Source organism: Caulobacter sp. GW821-FHT12D05 (assembly GCF_058807295.1).
Map to the genome: position 1 here is coordinate 30,261 of NZ_JBXAQO010000003.1, position 19,367 is coordinate 49,627.

Below are 19,367 nucleotides of genomic sequence, written 5' to 3' on the forward strand. Positions count from 1 at the left end.
GAGGGAAATGGGCATGAGCGACGGCGTTTTGAGCAAGGATGGGCACGACAGCACGCCCGGGCATCTGCATCGGCTGGTGTTGTTCTCGGACGCCGTGTTCGCCATCGCCATCACCCTGCTGGCCATCGAGATCCACCCGCCGCACCACTGGCATGGCATTGCCGACCTGTTCGCCCAGATGGGCGCCAAGCTGACCGCCTATGCCGTGTCGTTCGCGGTGGTCGGGGTCTGCTGGTTCAGCCACCGCCGGGTGTTCGCCCGTCTGGTCCGGGCCAATGGCGGCCTGGACGTCGTCAACCTGGTGGTCCTGGGCCTGATCGCCCTGCTGCCCCTGGTCACCGAGCTGCTCTGGGAGAACCGGGGCGGCGAGGCCGTGCTGGTCTATGTCGGCCACGTGGCGCTGATCGGCCTGGCCATGGGCCTGGTCTGGGCCTACGCCGCCTTCGTCGGCAAGCTGACCGAGCCGATGCCGACGGGCGAGGCGGTGTTCGTGCTGCTGCGCGTGGCGCTGCTGCCGGGCCTGATGTGCGGGCTGACGATCTTCAGCCTGGTCAAGCCGTGGGGCTGGGCCCTGCTGGCGGCGCTGGTGATCGGCCTCAACCTGATCGGCCGCCGCCTGACGCCGAAGGCCGCCTGATGCGCATCGTCTCGGGCCAGTATCGCGGCAAGGCCATCGCCACGCCGCCGGGCGGCACGACCCGCCCGACCTCCGACCGCGCCCGCCAGGCCGTGTTCAATATCCTGGAGCACGCCGCCTGGGCGCCGGAGCTGCATGGCGCGCGGGTGATCGACGTCTTCGCCGGCTCGGGCGCGCTGGGGCTGGAGGCCCTGTCGCGGGGCGCGGCCTTCTGCCTGTTCGTCGAGACCGACGACGCCGCGCGCGGGGCGATCCGCGAGAACATCGACGCCATGCACCTGTTCGGCGTCACCCGCGTGCACCGGCGCGACGCCACGGATCTCGGCCCCCGTCCGGCCAGCGCCGGCGCGCCGTTCGACATCGCCTTCCTGGACCCGCCCTACAACAAGGGCCTGGGCGAGAAGGCCGTCGCCGAGATGAAGGCCCACGACTGGCTGGCCCCCGGCGCGATCCTGATGTTCGAGCGCGGCCGGGGTGAGGTCGATCCGGTGCTGGACGGCTTCGAGCAGATCGACGCGCGCGACTACGGCGCCGCGCGCGTCCTGTTCTACAAGCTCACCACGCCTTAGCGCCCACTCTGTTGTCGAGTTGGGCGCGCAGGTTGCCCAGCCCCAACCGGGTGATCCGGTAGGGCCCGCCCTCCTGGCTGGCGATCAGCCGCTTGCGTTTCAGCGACTGGAAGACGCCGACATTGCAGTCGGTCAGCGCCCAGCCGTCGCGGGTGATGCAGTCGGCCGAGACGATCTTGCCGTTGTCGTCGCGTTCCAGTTCGATCCGGCCGCCTTGGGCCAGAGCATGCAGCGTGCGTTGCTGCGGTTTGGAGATGTTCAAGGGATTGTCCGAGAGATCGAGGCATACGATCACGCAGCCGCCTGGCGTCTGCGCGGGCGGATAGCGGGCCTCTAGACATTCGAACCGAGGTTCGGAGCCTGTTAGGCCCGCGCCTCGCGCACAATCTCGGACATGAACCACACAAGAAGAGTTGGTGTGGGGAAGATGGGGGAAGAGCCGGCAAAGCTCAAGTTATCCCTCTCCCCTTGCGGGAGAGGGTGGCCCGCGAAGCGGGTCGGGTGAGGGGTTGAAAGGCCTATCCGACAAGTCGGTGCGACCCCTCATCCGGCCCTTCGGGCCACCTTCTCCCGCAAGGAGAGAAGGGGATTCCTACGGCGCCTTGCTGACACTGTTGTCGATGCCGGTGACGCTGACCTTGGGCGGCTTGGTCGCGCGCCAACGGACCGTCTGGTCCGTGCCGGTCACCGTGATGGGCGCGCCGGGAGCCAGGTCGATCGTCACCTTGCTGCCCGTGCCCGTCAGCGTCAGGCCCGCGCAAGCGCCCGTGAAGGTCAGGGCGTGATCCGTGCCCTCGACGACGGCGGCGCGGCCATCGCATTCGATCGTGCGGGACTGGCCGATGCCGGTGACGCGAACCGAATCCGGTGCGCCGGCCAGGCCGGAAACAAGCGCGAGCAGGGACAGGGAAATCATGACGCGGCGGTCCTCAAGGTTACAGCTCGGCTGCAAACGCGCGGGCGGCCTGAAAGCTCCACCGAAGGTAGCGGTTATTTCTTGGCCTTGGCGGGCGTGGTCTGGCTGGCCTTGACCGGCGCGCCCTGCTGGCGGGCTTCGCTGACCAGGCCGGCGCAATCGGCGTCCTTGGCCTCGCCGGTTGTAACGAAGGGCAGCAGGGCGGCCAGCGGGTTGATGAGCGAGCCCAGCGCCGCGGCGATGCCGCCCTGGCCGACGGCCTGGCTGGCGTCCAGGCCGGGCTTCGGGGCCATGATCGGGCCTTTGATGGTGATCGGGATGAACAGCCGCACCAGGCGCGGCTTCTTGCTGTCGCCCTCGATGCGGAAGTCCATGCGCTCGGTGCGCAGGTCCACCGTGCCGCGACCCTTGGCCAGCACGACGCCGGTGTCGGCGACCAGGGTGCTGGTGGTCATCACCCCGTTCTTGACGTCGAAGTCGGCGACGGCGCAGCGCACCGGCGTCTCCTTGTTGCTCTTCGACAGCAGCAGGATCAGGCCCTTGGACGCGTTGACGCCCAAGAGCTCGGCGAAGGCCTGACGGATCTGGCCGCGCGGGGCGACCAGGGTCACCGAACCATCCGCCGTAGAGGCCGCGCGATGCACGCTGTTGCCGGTCCCCGTCAGCTTGGCGCGGGCCATGACCGCGCCCTCGATGGCCGGCTTGCCGTTAGCTTTGAACGGGATGAAGTCCTCCAGCCGGGCGTTCAGCAGGCGCACGTCGATGTCGGTCTTGGGCGTGGCCGGACGGGCGTCCAGACGGACCTTCCCTTTCAGATCGCCGCGCGAGAAGGTCAGGGCGATCGGGTCGACGGTCAGCACGCCCTTGTCCAGGACGACCTCGGCGCTGACCTTGCGCAGGGGCAGGTTGGGCGCGTTCACGGTCTCGGCGCGGTAGCTGACCTTGGCGTCCATGGCGCGGATGCGGTCGACCTGCAGGGTGGCGTCGGGCAGCAGGCGCTGGGTGGCGTCGCGCTGGGCGGCCTCGACCTTCTGGCCGGCCGAGGCGGTCTCGCCGCGACCCGTGGCCGGGGCGGCGCCGAACAGGCTGCCCAGGTCGTCGAAGTCCAGGCGACGCGAGCGCAGGTCGGCCTCCAGATAGGGCCGCTCGCGCCCGGTCAGCACGAAGAGATCGCCGCTGATGTCGCTGTCGCCGACCCGGCCCGACAGCTTTTCGAAGTCGTAGCGGTCGCCCTTGCGCGCCAGGTGGCCCGAGACCTTGTAGGGCGGGGTGTTGGGCAAGGTCAGGCCGGTCAGGTCGTGCAACCGGTTCAGGTCGGCGCCGGAGATGCTGAGCTGGGTCTCGAACCGGCCCAGGTCGAAGGGCTTGGTCACATTGCCCTCGGCGGTGATCTTGGTCGAACCCGCCTGGATCGACGCGTCGAACGGATAGGGCCGGCTGGGCGAGATGTTCAGCAGCGGGCCGCCCGTGATCTGGGCGACGAAGGCCGACTGGTTCAGGCTGCCCTTGCCCTCCAGTACGAAGCGGCCGCCCTTCTCGCCGGCGCGTTCCTGGGCGTTGACCGTGCCGACGAACAGCGCGCCGCGCTGGCGGTCGTCGACCCGCAGCTTGCCCTCGTTGATCACGAACCGCTGGATGGCCGGCAGCTTCAGCGGCTTGTCGCTCTTGGCCGCGCCGAAGGTCCAGTTGGCCCGGCCGTCCTTGTCGCGCAGCAGGCGCACGTCGGCCTTGTCGATGGCCAGGAACGGCAGGATGACGTCGCCCTTCAGCAGCGGCAGGATCTTGATCTGCACGGCGACGCGCTGGACCTGGGCCATCTGGCCGGCGTCCTTGTCGACCGTCTTGGCCCAGGCCGGCTGGCCGATGCGCAGGTTGTAGGCCTCGGCCTTGGGCGAGAACGACCACGGGTGGACCCGCAGGTCGCCGGCGATCACCACCTCGCGCTGAAGTTGGACCGAGGCGTAGCGGCCGATCGGTCCGCGCAGCCAGTTCCAGTCGAAGATCACCAGGAAGGCGATGATCGCCGCGACCAGCGCCAGGGCCGAGCCGATGCCGATGCGCGCGCGCCGAGACAGCCCTCGGAACGGGTTCCGAGGCGGTCTGGGCGCGGGCATGACGTCGGCGGTGGACAGGATCGTGGCTCCGGTTGAACCCTCACAACGCGTGAGGCCGGCGATCGTGTTCCAAATTGAAGCGTTTAGGCCTTGAAGGGCCTCGTCAGTAGACGAGACCGATCCGGCAGACGACCACCCCCGCGATCAGAAATACGGCGATGGCCACGAGTTCATAGGCCTTGAAAAACGGCCGGCTCGGCGTGCGCATGGTTAGTTGTTCCCCCGTCCCATTTTGGTGCGTGTAGACGCTCTTGGCGCAAGGGCGGCGCCACCCGCTTTGGGTTAGGGCGTCTTGCCGGGCCAGATCAGGTAACCGGCCTCGTCGCGCCCGGCGGCGACGTAACCGTACGCATACGGCGGCGGATAGTTTACGGCGGGGCCCCCACGGCCCTGTTCGTAACCATCGCTGTATGCGCGAACTTGTTCGTACTCATACTGATCGACCTGACGGCCATAACGCGACTCACGACGGGGCGCGCCGTAGCGGTCGCCCGCATAGCCGCCGCGTGTCTCAATATCGAGACGGCGGTTGCCGTAGCCCCACTGATCGTGATCGGACCAGCCGCGATCGGCGTCGCACTCGACACGATCCCAGCGATAGGCGCCGCCCGGACCGGTCACCCGGCGCACGACGCAGTCCCCCGGCCCCGAGTTCGGCGGCAGCAGTTCCGAATCCAACGGCAGGCCCACGCCCCGATGCGGCTGTGCCATCGCCGGCGCGGCGAGGCTCACCAAAGTCAGGGCCAGGACAGGCAGGAGGCGGAACGCGGTCATGGAGGTTAACAAAACATTTCCCGAGGCCGGGTGAGTGCGGTTTCACCCAATAAGCGAGCGTGGCCGTGGGCGCTTCCCTTGATGGCGCGCTGGGGCTAGCGTAGCCTCAAACAAGCGTTTGAGGCGGCCATGGCGATCGAGGCGGTGATCTGGGATTTCGGCGGTGTCTTCACGACCTCGCCGTTCGAGGCCTTCCGTCGCTACGAGACCGAACGCGGCCTGCCCGCGGACTTCATCCGCACCGTCAACGCGACCAATGGCGATGTGAACGCCTGGGCAAAATTCGAGCGGGCCGAGATCGACGCGACGGCCTTCGACACGCTGTTCCTGGAGGAGGCCACGCGCCTGGGCCACGCCGTGCGTGGGGGCGAGGTGCTGCCACTGCTTTACGGCGACCTGCGGCCTCGGGTGCTGGACGCGCTGAAGGTCTGCAAGACGCGGTTCAAGGTCGGCTGCATCACCAACAATGTCCCCACCGGCCACGGCCCCGGCATGGCCCAGAGCGCCGACAAGGCGCTGGCGGTGAGCGAGATCATGAGCTTGTTCGATGCGGTGATCGAAAGCTCCAAGGCGGGGGTGAGGAAGCCCGACCCGCGCATCTACCAGATGATGTGCGAGCTGCTGGATGTGGCGCCGGAGCAGTGTGTCTACCTCGACGACCTGGGCATCAACTGCAAGCCGGCGGCGGCCCTGGGCATGACGGCGATCAAGGTCTCGACCGAAGATCAGTTGCTGGCCGACCTTGCCGAAGCGACGAGATTGTCGTTCTGAGAGGACAAAGTTCTCTTGGAGATTCCCATGTCCCGTCCCCGCATCGGCGCCGACGCCGCGATCGCCCAACTGCAAGGCTGGAGCGCCGCGCCGGACCACAAGGACGCGATCGCCAAGACCTTTAAGTTCGCGGACTTCAACGAGGCCTTCGGCTTCATGACCCGCGTGGCGATCATGGCCGACAAGCTGGATCACCACCCCGAGTGGTTCAATGTCTACAACCGGGTCGAGGTGCTGCTGACGACGCATGACGCCGACGGGGTGACGGAACTCGACGTCCAGATGGCGAAGTTCATGGACAGCGCCGCCTGAAGAATTCAAACTCCCGTTTGAATTATAATCGGGAGGACGCCGCAATGGCGCAGAGCACGGGCCGGGTCGCCGGCAAGAAGGCCTTCATCACGGGCGGCGCCCAGGGCCTGGGCGCGGCGGCGGGGCGGATGCTGGCCAGCGAAGGGGCCAAGGTCGCCCTGGCCGACCTGAACCTGGCTGGCGCGCAAGCCGTGGCGGACGAGATCAACGCCGCCCACGGCGCGGGCACGGCCTTCGCCTACCAGCTGGACGTCACCCAGGAAGACCAGTGGGTCGAGGTCCTGGAGCAGGCGACAGCGGACATGGGCGGCCTGTCGGTGCTGGTCAACAATGCCGGCATCGGCGGCGATGGGCCCATCGAGAGCCTGGATTTCGGGCTCTGGAAGAAGGTGATGTCGGTCAATGTCGACAGCGTCTTCCTGGGCGCCAAGCACGCCCTGACCCATATGCGCGCCCACCAGCCCGGCTCGATCATCAATCTGAGCTCGATCGCCGGCCTGATCGCCAACGGCAATTCGCCGGCCTACAACGCCTCTAAGGCGGCGGTCTGGCTGCTCAGCAAGAACATCGCGCTGTATTGCGCCAAGATGAAGCTCGACATCCGGTCGAACTCGATCCACCCGACCTTCATCGACACCCCGATCCTGGACGGCTTCTCGGCCCGGTTCGGCAAGGAGGAGGCCTTCGCCAAGCTGGCCCGCCAGGTGCCGCTGGGCCGCATCGGCGAGCCGAACGACATCGCCAATGCAGTGCTCTATCTGGCCAGCGACGAGAGCAAGTTCATGACCGGCGCCGAGATCAAGGTCGACGGCGGCATCTCTGCGATGTGATGGGAGTATCCTTCTCCCCTTGCGGGAGAAGGTGTCGCCGCAGGCGACGGATGAGGGGTTGAAGAACGCAAAACGCCGCGACCGGCCTTTCGGCTGTCGCGGCGTTTCTGTCTGTGCGACCCCTCACCCGGCCCTTCGGGCCACCCTCTCCCGCAAGGGGAGAGGGGAGGTGGGATCAGCGCGGCGCGCGCTTGGCCAGAATCCGCTGCAGGGTCCGGCGGTGCATGTTCAGCCGCCGCGCCGTTTCCGACACGTTGTGACCGCACATCTCGTAGACGCGCTGGATGTGTTCCCAGCGCACCCGGTCGGCGCTCATCGGGTTCTCCGGCGGGGCTGGGGCGGCGTCCTTGGCGGCCAGCAGGGCGCGGGCCACGTCGTCGGCGTCGGCGGGCTTGGACAGGTAGTCGACCACCCCCGCCTTCACCGCCGCCACGGCGGTGGCGATGTTGCCGTAGCCGGTCAGCATGATGACCTTGGCGTCGGGCCGCGCGTCGCGCACCGCCTCGACCACCTTCAGGCCCGAGCCGTCTTCCAGCCGCATATCCAGCACCGCGTGGGCCGGAGCGGCGCCGCGCAGGATGGTCAGGGCCTCGGCGACGGAAGCGGCCAGGGTCACCTCGAAGCCGCGCTGCTCCAGCGCTCGTCCGAGCCGGGTCCGCAACGGGCCGTCATCGTCCAAAAGCAGCAGCGTCTTGTCCGGCAGGGCCGCGACCAGCTCACCAATATCCGCCATGAAGTCCGCGCCTCCCCAGCGCCAATACTCAACAGGCCAAATAACAACCCATAGTGTCCAGGATACGCAACGTACTTCAAGCCCCGATAAAGCCGGGAGCTTCAAGCGCCGGCCTGGGCCAACGAGCCGAGACTACGGCGCCGCCACGACGTCCATTGCGGAAATCCACGGTGGCGCCGGTTCGTTCCAGCAAGGTCTTTGCGATAAAGAAACCCAGCCCCATGCCGATATGGCCGGTGCGAGAGCCTTCCGCGCCCGGCCGGGTGGTGACATAGGGCTCGCCCAGCTTGGCCAGCACCTCGGGCGAGAAGCCGGCCCCGTCGTCGCGGGCCTCGATAACGATATAGCGGGCGTCGAAACGGGCGATGACGATCACCTCGCTGCGGGCGAAGTCGACCGCGTTCTCGACGATCGAGGTCATGGCGTGGATGATCTCGGGCCTCCGCCAGATGTCGGGCGCGGTTTCTCCCGAAGGACCGTTGACCACGGCCTCGACGCGGATGCCGTGCACCAGATGCGGCTCGATCACGTCCTGGACCAGTTGGACCAGGCTCATGCGCTCGTGCACGGCGTCTTTGGCCTCGGGCATCTCGGTCAGGCGCTGCAGGATCTCGCGGCAGCGGGCGGCCTGGCCGATCAGCAGTTCGGCGTCCTCGCGGATCTCCTCGCTGACGGCGTTGCGGGCCATCTCGCGCGAGACGACCGAGATGGTGGCCAGGGGCGTGCCCAGCTCGTGGGCGGCGGCGGCGGCCAGGGCGCCCAGGGCCGACAGGCGTTGCTCGCGGGCCAGCACGGTCTCGGTCACGTTGAGGGCCAACTCCATCCGCGCGGACTCGCTGGCGGCCTGCCAGGCGTAGGCGGCGGTCAGGCCGATGCCGATGATCCGCGCGCTGACCATGGTCCACAGCATCAGGGTGCTGGGCGTCGGCGAGGGGATCGCGCCGGCTAGGGTGGGCAGCGGCAGGTGGAACAGCGCCAGCGCCACGGTCGAGGCGACGGCCAGCAGGCCAAGGCCCAGGGCGTAGCGCGCCGGCAGGGTGGCGGCGGCCAGGGTGACGGGGGCGATCAGCAGCAGCGAGAACGGGTTCAGCGCCCCGCCGGTCAGGTACAACAGGCCCGACAGCTGCAGGATGTCGAAGGCGATCTGGGCGGTGGCCTCGCCGTCCCGCGCCAGGCGCTGACCGCTGGAGGCCAGGCCCAGGAGCACGTTCAGCCAGGCCGACAGGGCGATCAGGGTGAAGCACAGCGCCCACGGAACTTGCAACTTCAGCGCGAGGCCTGCAATCAGGAGGACGGCCGTCTGTCCGACCACCGAAAGCCACCGTTGGGCCAGCAGGGTGCGAACCCTTAAGCGTCCACGGCGCAGCCCTGGCGCGGTCCAGGACCAGGCGTCGTCTTGCGCCGGTTCCTCACCCGGATTATCGAGCCCTTTATGACGTTGATCGTCGGGCGTTCTCGCGAACGAAACGTCAGTCATGTCCGCAAGATTGTCCATATTCTCGCGCTTGGCGAGAGTGAAAGATCGGGCGGACGCAAAAGGATGAAATGCACATGCCGCGTCACCGCCTTGTCCTGATCCTGGCCTGCGTCGTCGGCCTCGTGGTCACCGCCGGCCTGGCCTGGAACGCGGGCGTGTTCAAGTCCGAGCCTCCGGTGCCGATCGGCGGTCCGTTCCAGATGGTCGACCAGAACGGCAAGCCCGCCACCGAGAAGGTGCTGAAGGGTAAATGGAGCCTGGTGTTCTTTGGTTTCACCTACTGCCCCGATGTCTGTCCCGGCACCCTGCAGGCCCTGTCGGCGGCGACCGACCAACTGGGTCCGAAAGCCAAGGATCTGCAGATCGTCTTCATCTCGGTCGACCCCGGTCGCGACAATCCTGAGCAGATGAAGACCTACCTGTCGAACGACTTCATCCCGAAATCGACCATTGGTCTTACGGGCACGCCCGAGCAGGTGCAGGTCGCGGCCAAGGCCTACAAGGTCTATTACGCCAAGAGCGGCGAGGGCCCGGGCTACACCATGGACCACTCGACGGTGACCTACCTGATGGACCCCAAGGGCCGCTACAAGACGGTGATCCCCTACGGCAGTCCGCCCGACGAGATCGCCCGCCGCGTCGGCGACGCGATGCGTGAAGGCTAAACGGGGCGCGAAGGCTAAAACGGGCGCGAGCGTTGAGAGCGCTACCATCTGCGCGAGCGGTGACGCTGTGACGCGGTGCAAAAAGCTTCCACGGGGTAGACTCCGTTAGGGTCTAACGTGGTATGTTGCATTGCAACATCGCGGATGCGCCATGCTTTACGCTATGCACGAGGCGGCTTACTACGCCTCCACTCCGATGCGCCAGATGGCGCTGGCGGCCCGGGATTTCTGGGGATCACCGCTGAATCCGGCCGCCGACACGGCCTTGGGCCGGCGTCTGCACGCCGGGGCGGATCTGTTCGCCAACATCACTCGCCGCTACGGCAAGCCGAAGTGGGGCCTCGACACGGTCAAGATCGGCCAGGTCGACGTCCGCGTCCGTGAGACGATCGTCTGGCAAAGCCCCTGGGCCCGCGTCATCCAGTTCGACCGCGACATGGCCGACATGCGCCGGGCCGGCAAGTTCAGCCTGGACCCCGCCGTGCTGATCGTCGCGCCGCTTTCGGGCCACTACGCCACCCTGCTGCGCGGCACGGTCGAGGCGTTCCTGCCCGACCACTCGGTGTTCATCGTCGACTGGGTCAATGCCCGCAACGTGTCGGTGCTGGAAGGCCGTTTCGACTTCCACGACTATATCGACCACATCATCCAGATGCTGTCGGTGCTGGGCCCGCGTCCGAACGTGGTGGCCGTCTGCCAGCCCGGTCCGCCGGTCCTGGCCGCCGCCGCCCTGATGGCCGAGCAGAACCATCCTTCGCGTCCGGCCAGCATGACCTTCATGGGCTCGCCGATCGACGCGCGCCTGTCGCCGACCGTGACCAACCAGCTGGCCGAGGAAAAGCCGTTCACCTGGTTCCAGTCGAACATGATCTACACGGTGCCGCCGCCCTATCCGGGCGCGGGCCGGCGCGTCTATCCGGGCTTCGTCCAGCTGGCCAGCTTCATGAGCATGAACGCCGAGCGCCACCAGGAGGCCCATCGCCGTTACTTCCAGGACCTAGTGAAGGGCGACGGCGACAGCGCCGACAAGCACCTAGAGTTCTACGACGAATATCTGTCGGTCCTGGACCTGACCGAGGAGTTCTACCTCCAGACCATCGACATCGTCTTCCAGCAGTACCTGCTGCCCAAGGGCGAGCTGATGCACCGTGGCACGCTGGTGAAGCCGGAAGCCGTCACCGACATCGGCCTGATGACGGTCGAGGGCGAGAACGACGACATCTCCGGCATCGGCCAGACCCAGGCCGCCCACGGCCTGTGCAAGAACATCCCGGACGAGCTGAAGCTGGACTATGTGCAGCCCGGCGTTGGCCACTACGGCGTGTTCAACGGTCGCCGCTTCCGCGAGGAGATCTATCCGCGCGTGCGCAAGTTCATCCGCAAGTGCGATCCGCACTTCGAGGAAGAGGCCTGATCTGACGTCGCGTCGCCCTTGCGAGACGGGGCGGCGCAGACGATCTTAGGCGCAGATGTTCGCGCTTAAGGCCCAACGTTTTTCCGACGGTGATCGACTGGAGATCGGCGGCTGGCCGGTTCGCCTGCGGGTGGACGGCCGGGCGCGCCGGATTTCGCTGCGCGTCGACCGGGCCAAGTCCGAGATCGTCGCCCTCTCGCCCACCGCCCGCCGCCTGAACGAAGCCGTCGCCTTCGCCCAGGAAAAGTCTGGCTGGATCGCCAAGCAGCTGGCGGCCTTGCCCGAGCGGATGAGCCTGGCGCCGGGCGGGACCTTGCGCCTGAACGGTCAAGCCTATCGCCTGGAGGTCGGCCCCGGCCGCGCCCGTATCGACGGTGATCGCATCGTCGCGCCCGACGACGCCAACTGGGGCCTGAAGGTCGTGCGGCTGGCCAAGCGCGAGGCCCTGGCGATCCTGACCGATCGCACCGCTGTCCACGCCGCCGCTCTCAATCGGCCGATGCCTTCGGTGGCCGTCGCCGACCCCAAGGCTCGCTGGGGCTCGTGCCGCCCGGCCACGCCCCGGACGCCGGCGGCGATCCGCTACAGCTGGCGACTGATCCTGGCCCCGGCGGCGGTGGCCGACTACGTCGTCGCCCACGAATGCGCCCACCTGATCGAGGCCAATCACGGCCCCAGGTTCTGGGCGCTGTGCGAGCAGTTGGTCGGCGATCCGGCGCCCCACCGCGCGTGGCTGAGAGCCCACGCGGCGGAACTGCACGCGATCGGGGCGTAAGTCTGAAGGCCCTCCCCCGTGGGGGAGGCGGCCGAAGGCCGGAGGGGGAAGAGCGGGCTATCCGGCTACTTCCCCCTCCGTCGGCTCCGCCGACACCTCCCCCGCTAGGGGGAGGATCTAGATCTCCGCTTCGACCTAGTAAGGCAGCTGATCCGCCGGCGGCGTCGTGCCGGCCGGGGTTTCGGCCGCCGGGCCTTCCGGCGTCGGGGTCGGGTTGATCAGGTCACCGATCGGGTCCGTCGGCGCGACGGGCGGAGGTTCGACGACGCCGCCCGGGATCGGGGTAGCCTTCAGGCGGGGCAGGGCGGCCGACATGAAGGTGCGCCAGACCTCGGCGGGGGCGCCGCCGCCGGTGACCCGCTTCATCGGGGTGTTGTCGTCCTTGCCGGTCCAGACGGCGGTGACGAAGCCGCCCGTGTAGCCGACGAACCAGGCGTCCTTGTAGTCGCTGGTCGTGCCGGTCTTGCCGGCGATGTCGTAGCCGGCGACCTTGGCGCGGGCCCCGGTGCCCGAGGCGACGACCTCGCGCATCATCTGGTTCATGTACTGCAGGGCCGGCGAGCCGATCACGGCCGAGCGGGCGGTCTTCTCGACGCTGTGGTCGTAGAGGACCTTGCCGGAAGCGGTGCGGATCCGCTCGATGCCGTAGCCCTTGGCCAGGAAGCCGCCGTTCGAGAACGGGGCATAGGCCTGGGCCATCTCCATGGGGCTGACCTCGACCGCGCCGAGAGCCATCGACGGATCCAGCTGGATCTTGCTGGTGATCCCCAGGCGGCGAGCGGTGGCGGCGACGTTGCTGGTGCCGACCTCGTTGGCCAGGCGCGCGGCGACCGTGTTGATCGACTGGGCCAGGGCCGTCTGCAGAGTCATCGGACCCAGATATTTGTTGGTGTAGTTGCGCGGCTCCCAATTGCCGATCTTGACCGGCTCGTCGACGACCATGACCGACGGATTGCGGCCGGCCTCCATGGCGGTCAGATAGACAAACGGCTTGAAGGCCGAGCCGGCCTGGCGGCGGGCGGTGGTGGCGCGGTCGAACTGGCTGTCGGAATAGTCGGCGCCGCCCACATAGGCGCGGATGCGGCCTTCGCCGTCGATGGCGACCAGCGCCGCCTGCTGCACGCCCTGGGCCCCGTGGCCCTCGACGCCCAGCTTCACGGCGCGCTCGGCCGAGACCTGGATCGGCAGGTCCAGCGTGGTCTCGACGACGAGGTCCTCGGTCGGTTCGCCGACCAGCGAGCGGACCTGGGCGTCGATATAGTCGGTGAAGTACTGGGCGCGCTGGTTGGCCAGGGTGGCCGAGACCTGCACCGGGGTCTTGAAGGCCTCGTCGCGCTGCTCGGCGGTGATGGCCTTGATGCGCACCATCTCATCGAGAACGATGGTGGCGCGGCGGGCGGCGCGTTCCTTGGCCGAGACCGGCGAATAGCGGGCCGGGCCCTTCATCATGCCGGCCAGCAGCGCGGCCTCGCCGATGGTCAGCTCGTTGGCGGGCTTGTTGAAATAGCGCTGCGAGGCGGCTTCGATGCCGTAGGCGCCGGCCCCGAAATAGACCCGGTTCATATAGAGGGCCAGGATCTGCTTTTTGCTGAACTTCAGCTCCAGCCAGACGGCCAGGATCAGTTCCTGGGCCTTGCGGCGATAGTTCTGGGCCGGGCTCAGGAACAGGTTGCGGGCCAGCTGCTGGGTGATGGTCGAGCCGCCGCGCTGGGGACCGTCATGGGTGGCGTTCCACGCCAGCGACCGCATGATGCCCCAGGGGTTGAAGCCGAAGTGGTGGTAGAACTGGCGGTCCTCGATCGCCACGAAGGCGGCCGGCACGTATTTGGGCAGAGCGTCGATATCGACTGGCGGCGCGTACTGGCTGCCCCGGACCGCGAGCAGGGCGCCCGAGCGATCCAGATAGTTGATCGAGGGCTGGCGCTTGACGTCGTACAGCTTGGACGTGTCGGGCAGGTCGCTGGCGAACACCGCGAAGAAGGCGACGACGAAGATCAGGCCCCAGACGCCCAGGACGGTGCCCCAATAGACCAGGGCCTGGAGCGGGGTGCGCTGCGGCTTGGCCGCCTTGTTCCCGCCGAAGGGTCCGTTCGCCATGGTCGTCCTTGAATTCCTGAGATGCCGCGCGGCCGCGCGTGCTGGCACACGTTCCGTTTAGCCGAAGCCCACAGAACGCGCGACAAGATTGACGAGAAGTGAACGCGCCATGCGGCGCTCTTGTGGCGATGGTTTCTTGGCGCCATGTTGCCACCTATAATTGAGGAAACAAACGGCGAACGACCATGGCGTTCCTAGCTCCGTCAGATGACGCGCTGTCGTGCTTGGCCTCGCCGCCCGAGGCTGCCAAAAGAGCCCCCGTGTACGTTCCTCCCGAATCCCCCGAACTCGACCACGCCCGCGACGTCCTGCGGCGCACATTTGGCCATGCCGATTTCCGGGGCATGCAGGCGGGGGTGATCAACGAGATCCTGGCCGGCCACAGCGCCATGGCCGTGCTGCCCACAGGCGGCGGCAAGTCGTTGTGCTACCAGATCCCGTCGCTGATCCGGCCGGGCGTGGGTTTGGTGATCTCGCCGCTGATCGCCCTGATGGCCGACCAGGTCCAGGGACTGCGCCAGGCGGGCGTGGCGGCCGAGCGGCTGGACAGCAACGTCTCGATGGACGAGCGGTCCGAGATCTGGCGGCGCATCGACGCCGGCGAGGTCGACATGCTGTACCTGTCGCCCGAAGGCCTGATGCAGCCATGGATGCTGGATCGCCTCTCGCGCACGCCGCTCGCTTTGATCGCCGTCGACGAGGCCCACTGCGTCAGCCAGTGGGGTCACGATTTCCGGCCCGAATACCGGATGATGGGCCGCCTCGCCGAGCTCTTCCCCGACATCCCGCGCCTGGCGGTCACCGCCACCGCCGACGCCCGCACCCGCGACGACATTCGTGCGGAACTGCGCCTGCAGGGCGCGGCCGAGTTCGTCGACAGCTTCGCCCGCCCCGAACTGGCGCTCAGCGCCGAGCGCAAGCGGGGTAAGGGCCACGACCGCGTGGTCGAGCTTGTTCTGGAGCGCCCCGGCCGCGCCGGCGTCGTCTATGCCGGCAGCCGCGACTCGACCGAGAAACTGGCCGAGAAACTGAATGCGGAGGGCATTCCGGCGCTCGCCTACCACGCCGGTCTGGACAAGGCTGTCCGCGCCCGCCGGCTGGAGGAGTTCCTCGAGGCCGACGCGGCGGTGATGGTGGCGACCATCGCGTTCGGCATGGGCGTCGACAAGCCCGATGTCCGTTTCGTGATCCACGCCGACCCACCGGCCGCCATCGAGGCCTACTGGCAGGAGGTCGGTCGCGCCGGCCGCGATGGCCAGCCGGCCGAGGGCATCACCCTGTACGGCTCGGCCGACATGGCCTGGGCCGGTCGCCGCATCGAGACCAAGGACGCGCCCGACGAGGTCAAGCAGGCGCAGTCGCGGAAGCTGCGCCAATTCTATTCGATGATGGAGGGCGTCACCTGCCGGGCCGCCGCCGTCCGTCGTTATTTCGGTGAAGAGGGCGTGGCCCCCTGCGGGGTCTGCGACGTCTGCGTCGCGCCGCCGACCGGCATCGACGCCACCGAGGCCGCCCAGAAGGCGCTGTCGGCCGTGCACCGCATGGGCGGCCGCTACGGGCGCGGGCGGATCATCGAGCACCTGATGGGCAAGACCAAGGACGTCACGCCCCAGGAGGCCCAGCTGCCGACCTTCGGCATCGGCCGCGAGTTCAGCCAGCCGACCTGGCGCGACCTGTTCGACACCCTGATCTTCGAGGGTCTGCTGCGCGAGGATCCCAATGACGGTCGGCCGCTGATCGGCTTAGGGGATGTCGAGGGCGTGCGGCAGGTCTATCGCAGCGAGCGCCGCGTGGCCCTGCGCCAGACGACCGAGGCGCCGGAGACGGGACGCGCCAGCACGGCCCGCAAGCGCCGCGAGGGCAAGGCCCTGACCATCCCGCTGGAAAACCAGATGCTGTTCGAGGCCCTGCGCGCCTGGCGCAAGGAGCAGGCCCAGGCCCAGCACGTGCCGCCCTATGTCATCTTCCACGACGCCACCCTGGCCGAGATCGCCGCCGCGCGGCCGGCCACCCTGGCGGCGCTGGGCAAGTCCGGCGGCGTGGGCCAGGGCAAGCTGGACCGTTATGGGGAAGCGGTTTTGAAGGTCGTGCGGGAGAACTAAACCTCGTCCCGCGAGTTAGCTTCCGGTCAAGCCGAGGAGCCTCCCCCATGACTGACATCAGCAGCTTCACCCCCGACACCTCGTCCGCCGCCGCGGCGCTGGACGGCGCCAAGAAGACGACGGCCGAAAAGACCCAGCAGGCCAAGGAAGCGGTCAGCAAGGCCGTGAAGTCGGCCCGCGAGACCGCCACAGAAGTGGCCGCCCAGACCCGCACCTTCGCCTCCGAAAAGGCCAAGGTCGGCGCCGCCTGGACCCGCGACAAGGCCCAGGTCGCCCATCACGCCGCTGAGGAGCACCCCGTGGGCGTCGCCCTGGGCGCGTTCGCGATCGGCTTGGGCGTGGGCTTCCTGATCGCGCGGAATTTGGACTAGCGGGTCCGTCCTCGCCCTTCGACGAGCTCAGGGTGAGGACTAGTGTTGGCGTTCGAGTAGAAACCTCATCCTGAGCTTGTCGAAGGACGAGGTTTCGGCTCCTCAAAGCGTCAATCGCTCCGCATTGACCCCTGCCGCCCGCAAGGCCGCGAGGCGCGCGAACGCCAGCGTCAGGGCTTTGCGACGCGCCGGCGCCAAGGGGGCGAGCGGCGCTTCACGCACGACCGCGCCGCCGAAGGCGTCGGTGACCAGCAGCCCCGGCTCGTCCGGCAGGATACCTTCCGGGAAATGCGGCGCCACCGCGAAGTAGAAGGCGTCGCAATAGGGTGCGTACTCGCCCCACTTTCGGTCGACGCGATAGTCCTCCAGCCCCGACTTCACCTCGACGATCAGCACGTCGCCTTTGGGGCCCAGCGCCATCAGGTCGGCCCGCCGTCCATTTGGCAGCGTCACCTCGGCCAGCGGCGCATAGCCCAGGTCGACCAGCAACCGCGCGGCCCCTCGGGTCACGGCCAAGGTGGTCTCGGGGCGGGTTTGGAGTTCGATGATCACGTCCATCGGCGCGATCATGTTCCAGCTTTGTTCGCGGATCAAGCTTGGAACACGGTTAAATAGCGTCGCGATAGGCGAGCGTGTTTGACCACAACCTCCCCGAGACCTAGCGCTGCCTTGGAAGCACAGCGGGGTGGGCATGAGCGCGCGGATCTGGATGTTGGGCGTGGCGATGGCGGCGGTGGCCGGCGTCTCGAACGCAGGCGTGAAGGCCACGCCGATCGCGGCGGTCGAGGGGCCGGAGACGATCGCCTATGGCGCATTGCGTCCGGGCGCGTTCTTCGCGGCGTCCAGCGGCCGCAACATCCTGATCGGCGGCCTGCTGGGCGCGCTGGTCGACATGTCCGACGGCAAGAACATCGTCGAGAAGAACGAGATCGGCGATCCGGCCGAGCCCATGGCGCGAAACCTGGCGTTCCAGCTGGCCGACCTGCGTGGCGCGACCGTGGACGACCGCCTGCTCGCGCTGGAGCGCATGAAGGCGCCGCAGATCGCCGCCGCCGGCGGATCGGCCCGCTATGTCGTGTCCACCCTCACGACCCAACGCAGCATCATGTGGCACTCGCTCGGCTGGAACCGCTACCGCGTCTACTACATGGCCGGCATGAACGTGGTCGATACGCGGACCCAGAAGGTCGCGCTGGCCGACGGGTGCAAGTGGAATTCCGACAAGAACGGCGCGCCGATGCCGGACGGCGCCCCGACGCGGGCCTCGCTGCTGGAGAACAAGGCGGCGCTGCTGAAGACGGTCTTCGACGAAGCCGGCCAGGCCTGTGAGGCCCAGTTCTCCGCCACCCTGGGCCGCTGGGCGGGACAGGCCATGCCGCGCACGACGCTGGCCGCCGCGTCGCGGGTCGAGACCCTGCCGCCGTCCGAGCCGGTCTACACGCCGCCCGAGCCGGTCGTAGCGGCTGCTCCGCCGCCGCCGGTTCCGGTCCGACTGGTCGAGGCCAAGGCGCCGACCCTCGTCGCTCCGGCCCAGGTCTTGCCGCCCGAACCCGCTCCCGCGCCGGTGATGATGGCGCGGGCCGAGCCGCCGCAGCGGGTCCCGGATCGTTATCCGATGTTCGACCATCGCCTGGCCGCGGCCTATGGCGAGCCGACGCCGTCGCCGGCTTTCGTCGCGCAGTCGTCTGGCGTCCGCGCCGCCGGTCGGGACGCCAACGGCTACCTGACCTGGCCGGGCAAGCGCCCTTAAGGCGCGGGCTGCTTGGTCGGCCGCAGCAGGTTCACATCATAGCCCAGCGCCTTGGCCCGCGCGGTCAGGGCCGCGCGGTCGGCGTCGGTCGGGAGCTTGCGTGACAGCAGCCACAGATACCGTCCCGACCCCTCGCCGACGATCGACCAGCTGTAGTCGTCCGCGTGGTCCAGCACCCAGTAGTCGCCGAAGAAGAACGGACCGAAGAAGCTGACCTTCAGCTTGGCGTTCGTGGCGGTATCGGCGACCTTGGCCTTGCCCTCGCTGACCTTCACTGGGCCGTCCACCGCGCCCTGATGGCAGGTGTTGAGCACCCGGATCAGACCGTCGGGTCGCTTGGAATATTCAGCGGTGACGCCTTCGCAGCCCTTCTCGAAGCGCATGTCGTAGCGGGCCACCTCGTACCAGCGGCCGGCATAACGCTCGAGGTCGACGGCCTTGGCCGGTTGCGGCGCGTTGGGATTGCCGACAGGGCCGGCGACACAGGCCGACAGGCTCAGCGCGGCGACCACCGCGAGGAGGGGAAGTCTCAAGCGCCGGCTCCTGGCGGATGTTGCGGATATTCCAGCTTGGCGTAGCCCAGCTCCTTCACCCGCTCGAGGGCGATGGCCTTGGTGGCGACGGGCATGTCGGGGGTGCGCGCGATCAGCCAGACATAGTTGCCGCCGGGCGTGGCCATGATCGCCCACGAGCCGTCGGCGGCGCAGTCCAGCACCCAGTATTCCTGCTTTCGCAGGCCGCCCAGGAAGCTCATCGTGAAGCGGGTGTTCTGGCTGTTCTCGACGATCTTGCCGTTGGTCGTGAACACCTTCTCGGCGCCCAGGGGCGAGCCGCGATGGCAGACCTGGCGGACCTTGAAGGTCGCCCCCTGCAGCGTGAAGTCGGTGGTCGGGGCCTCGCAGTCGCGCTGGCCGGCGTTGGGCGTGCGGGCGATCTCGAACCAGCGGCCCGAATAGAACTGCGCCGAGACCGGCTTGGCCGGCGGCTTGGCGGCCGCGAGAGCGCTGCCCGACAGCGTCACCGCGATCAGGCTCGTCAGGACGATCTTGGAAAAGCGCAT

General features: G+C 68.1%; 22 protein-coding genes and 2 pseudogenes. 13 read left to right on the top strand and 11 right to left on the bottom strand.

The window, feature by feature from the left end; translation table 11 throughout:
- Positions 1-13: 13 nt before the first annotated feature.
- Both AC1RRR_RS12895 and rsmD read left to right on the top strand, forming a co-directional pair.
- A complete protein-coding gene (locus AC1RRR_RS12895) occupies positions 14-637 on the top strand; it encodes a TMEM175 family protein (RefSeq protein ID WP_492813617.1) in 624 nt (207 codons plus the stop codon).
- A complete protein-coding gene (gene rsmD / locus AC1RRR_RS12900) occupies positions 637-1,206 on the top strand; it encodes a 16S rRNA (guanine(966)-N(2))-methyltransferase RsmD (protein ID WP_492813619.1) in 570 nt (189 codons plus the stop codon). Before AC1RRR_RS12895 ends, rsmD begins: the two co-directional genes overlap by 1 nt.
- On the opposite strand, the gene AC1RRR_RS12905 is transcribed toward rsmD, so the two are convergent.
- From AC1RRR_RS12905 to AC1RRR_RS12925, 5 genes are all read right to left on the bottom strand, one after another.
- The gene (locus AC1RRR_RS12905; RefSeq protein WP_492813621.1) at positions 1,193-1,468 is read right to left on the bottom strand and encodes a YjhX family toxin; all 276 of its coding nucleotides are present in this window, start codon (positions 1,466-1,468) and stop codon (positions 1,193-1,195) included. The genes rsmD and AC1RRR_RS12905 overlap by 14 nt on opposite strands.
- Before the next feature lie 330 nt (positions 1,469-1,798).
- On the bottom strand, positions 1,799-2,122 hold the full coding sequence (locus tag AC1RRR_RS12910) for a DUF3060 domain-containing protein (protein WP_492813623.1): 324 nt from the start codon (positions 2,120-2,122) through the stop codon (positions 1,799-1,801).
- A gap of 74 nt (positions 2,123-2,196) precedes the next feature.
- Positions 2,197-4,236 carry an AsmA family protein gene (locus AC1RRR_RS12915; RefSeq protein ID WP_492813625.1) on the bottom strand — a complete coding sequence of 680 codons (2,040 nt, stop codon included), beginning with the start codon at positions 4,234-4,236 and terminating at the stop codon, positions 2,197-2,199.
- Positions 4,237-4,339: 103 nt separating this feature from the next.
- Entirely contained in the window at positions 4,340-4,444 is a 105-nt protein-coding gene (locus tag AC1RRR_RS12920; RefSeq protein WP_295111711.1) for a hypothetical protein, read from the bottom strand.
- A 74-nt stretch (positions 4,445-4,518) separates the two neighbouring features.
- Positions 4,519-5,010, bottom strand: coding sequence for a hypothetical protein (locus tag AC1RRR_RS12925; RefSeq protein ID WP_492813626.1), 492 nt, complete (start codon positions 5,008-5,010; stop codon positions 4,519-4,521).
- A 129-nt stretch (positions 5,011-5,139) separates the two neighbouring features.
- On the opposite strand from AC1RRR_RS12925, the gene AC1RRR_RS12930 reads away from it, so the two are divergent.
- The 3 genes from AC1RRR_RS12930 to AC1RRR_RS12940 are packed head-to-tail and all read left to right on the top strand — an operon-like array spanning position 5,140 to position 6,923.
- Positions 5,140-5,781: an HAD-IA family hydrolase gene (locus AC1RRR_RS12930; protein WP_492813628.1), complete on the top strand. Its 642-nt coding sequence runs from the start codon at positions 5,140-5,142 to the stop codon at positions 5,779-5,781.
- Positions 5,782-5,808: 27 nt separating this feature from the next.
- A complete protein-coding gene (locus AC1RRR_RS12935; RefSeq protein ID WP_454718311.1) occupies positions 5,809-6,093 on the top strand; it encodes a 4a-hydroxytetrahydrobiopterin dehydratase in 285 nt (94 codons plus the stop codon).
- A gap of 44 nt (positions 6,094-6,137) precedes the next feature.
- Positions 6,138-6,923, top strand: a complete 786-nt coding sequence (locus AC1RRR_RS12940) for an SDR family oxidoreductase (protein ID WP_492813630.1) — start codon at positions 6,138-6,140, stop codon at positions 6,921-6,923.
- Between the two features lie 175 nt (positions 6,924-7,098).
- Here AC1RRR_RS12940 and spdR read toward each other — a convergent pair whose 3' ends face one another.
- Positions 7,099-7,656 (bottom strand): stationary phase response regulator transcription factor SpdR, encoded by a 558-nt coding sequence (gene spdR / locus AC1RRR_RS12945; protein ID WP_291880393.1) that lies wholly within the window; start codon positions 7,654-7,656, stop codon positions 7,099-7,101.
- A 76-nt stretch (positions 7,657-7,732) separates the two neighbouring features.
- Positions 7,733-9,133, bottom strand: coding sequence for an ActS/PrrB/RegB family redox-sensitive histidine kinase (locus AC1RRR_RS12950; RefSeq protein ID WP_492813632.1), 1,401 nt, complete (start codon positions 9,131-9,133; stop codon positions 7,733-7,735).
- A 74-nt stretch (positions 9,134-9,207) separates the two neighbouring features.
- Between AC1RRR_RS12950 and AC1RRR_RS12955 the strand changes: the two genes are divergently transcribed.
- From AC1RRR_RS12955 to AC1RRR_RS12970, 4 genes and pseudogenes are all read left to right on the top strand, one after another.
- Positions 9,208-9,798 (top strand): SCO family protein, encoded by a 591-nt coding sequence (locus AC1RRR_RS12955; protein WP_492813634.1) that lies wholly within the window; start codon positions 9,208-9,210, stop codon positions 9,796-9,798.
- A gap of 151 nt (positions 9,799-9,949) precedes the next feature.
- Complete coding sequence (locus AC1RRR_RS12960) at positions 9,950-11,212, top strand: polyhydroxyalkanoate depolymerase (RefSeq protein ID WP_492813636.1); 1,263 nt, start codon at positions 9,950-9,952, stop codon at positions 11,210-11,212.
- 55 nt (positions 11,213-11,267) lie between these two features.
- Entirely contained in the window at positions 11,268-11,987 is a 720-nt protein-coding gene (locus tag AC1RRR_RS12965; protein WP_492813637.1) for a M48 family metallopeptidase, read from the top strand.
- A pseudogene (locus AC1RRR_RS12970) lies at positions 11,980-12,105 on the top strand (hypothetical protein); the annotation flags it as partial. The gene AC1RRR_RS12965 and the pseudogene AC1RRR_RS12970, both read left to right, overlap by 8 nt.
- Positions 12,106-12,122: 17 nt before the next feature.
- On the opposite strand, the gene AC1RRR_RS12975 reads toward AC1RRR_RS12970, so the two are convergent.
- Positions 12,123-14,084 (bottom strand): transglycosylase domain-containing protein, encoded by a 1,962-nt coding sequence (locus tag AC1RRR_RS12975; protein ID WP_492813639.1) that lies wholly within the window; start codon positions 14,082-14,084, stop codon positions 12,123-12,125.
- Between the two features lie 260 nt (positions 14,085-14,344).
- Here AC1RRR_RS12975 and recQ point away from each other — a divergent pair, with 260 nt between their 5' ends.
- From recQ to AC1RRR_RS12990, 3 genes and pseudogenes are all read left to right on the top strand, one after another.
- Positions 14,345-16,186 (top strand): DNA helicase RecQ, encoded by a 1,842-nt coding sequence (gene recQ, locus AC1RRR_RS12980; protein ID WP_492813641.1) that lies wholly within the window; start codon positions 14,345-14,347, stop codon positions 16,184-16,186.
- Positions 16,187-16,233: 47 nt separating this feature from the next.
- The gene (locus AC1RRR_RS12985) at positions 16,234-16,557 is read left to right on the top strand and encodes a hypothetical protein (RefSeq protein WP_454713705.1); all 324 of its coding nucleotides are present in this window, start codon (positions 16,234-16,236) and stop codon (positions 16,555-16,557) included.
- Positions 16,547-16,653: pseudogene (locus AC1RRR_RS12990) on the top strand (hypothetical protein); the annotation flags it as partial. The gene AC1RRR_RS12985 and the pseudogene AC1RRR_RS12990, both read left to right, overlap by 11 nt.
- Before the next feature lie 6 nt (positions 16,654-16,659).
- Here AC1RRR_RS12990 and mmcB read toward each other — a convergent pair.
- Positions 16,660-17,115 (bottom strand): DNA repair putative endonuclease MmcB, encoded by a 456-nt coding sequence (gene mmcB, locus AC1RRR_RS12995; RefSeq protein ID WP_492815235.1) that lies wholly within the window; start codon positions 17,113-17,115, stop codon positions 16,660-16,662.
- A gap of 133 nt (positions 17,116-17,248) precedes the next feature.
- Between mmcB and AC1RRR_RS13000 the strand changes: the two genes are divergently transcribed.
- On the top strand, positions 17,249-18,307 hold the full coding sequence (locus tag AC1RRR_RS13000) for a hypothetical protein (RefSeq protein ID WP_492813643.1): 1,059 nt from the start codon (positions 17,249-17,251) through the stop codon (positions 18,305-18,307).
- On the opposite strand, the gene AC1RRR_RS13005 is transcribed toward AC1RRR_RS13000, so the two are convergent.
- Complete coding sequence (locus AC1RRR_RS13005) at positions 18,304-18,840, bottom strand: lipocalin family protein (protein ID WP_492813644.1); 537 nt, start codon at positions 18,838-18,840, stop codon at positions 18,304-18,306. The two genes, AC1RRR_RS13000 and AC1RRR_RS13005, sit on opposite strands and share 4 nt — an antisense overlap.
- Positions 18,837-19,367 carry a lipocalin family protein gene (locus tag AC1RRR_RS13010; protein ID WP_492813646.1) on the bottom strand — a complete coding sequence of 177 codons (531 nt, stop codon included), beginning with the start codon at positions 19,365-19,367 and terminating at the stop codon, positions 18,837-18,839. The genes AC1RRR_RS13005 and AC1RRR_RS13010 overlap by 4 nt, the downstream gene beginning before the upstream one ends.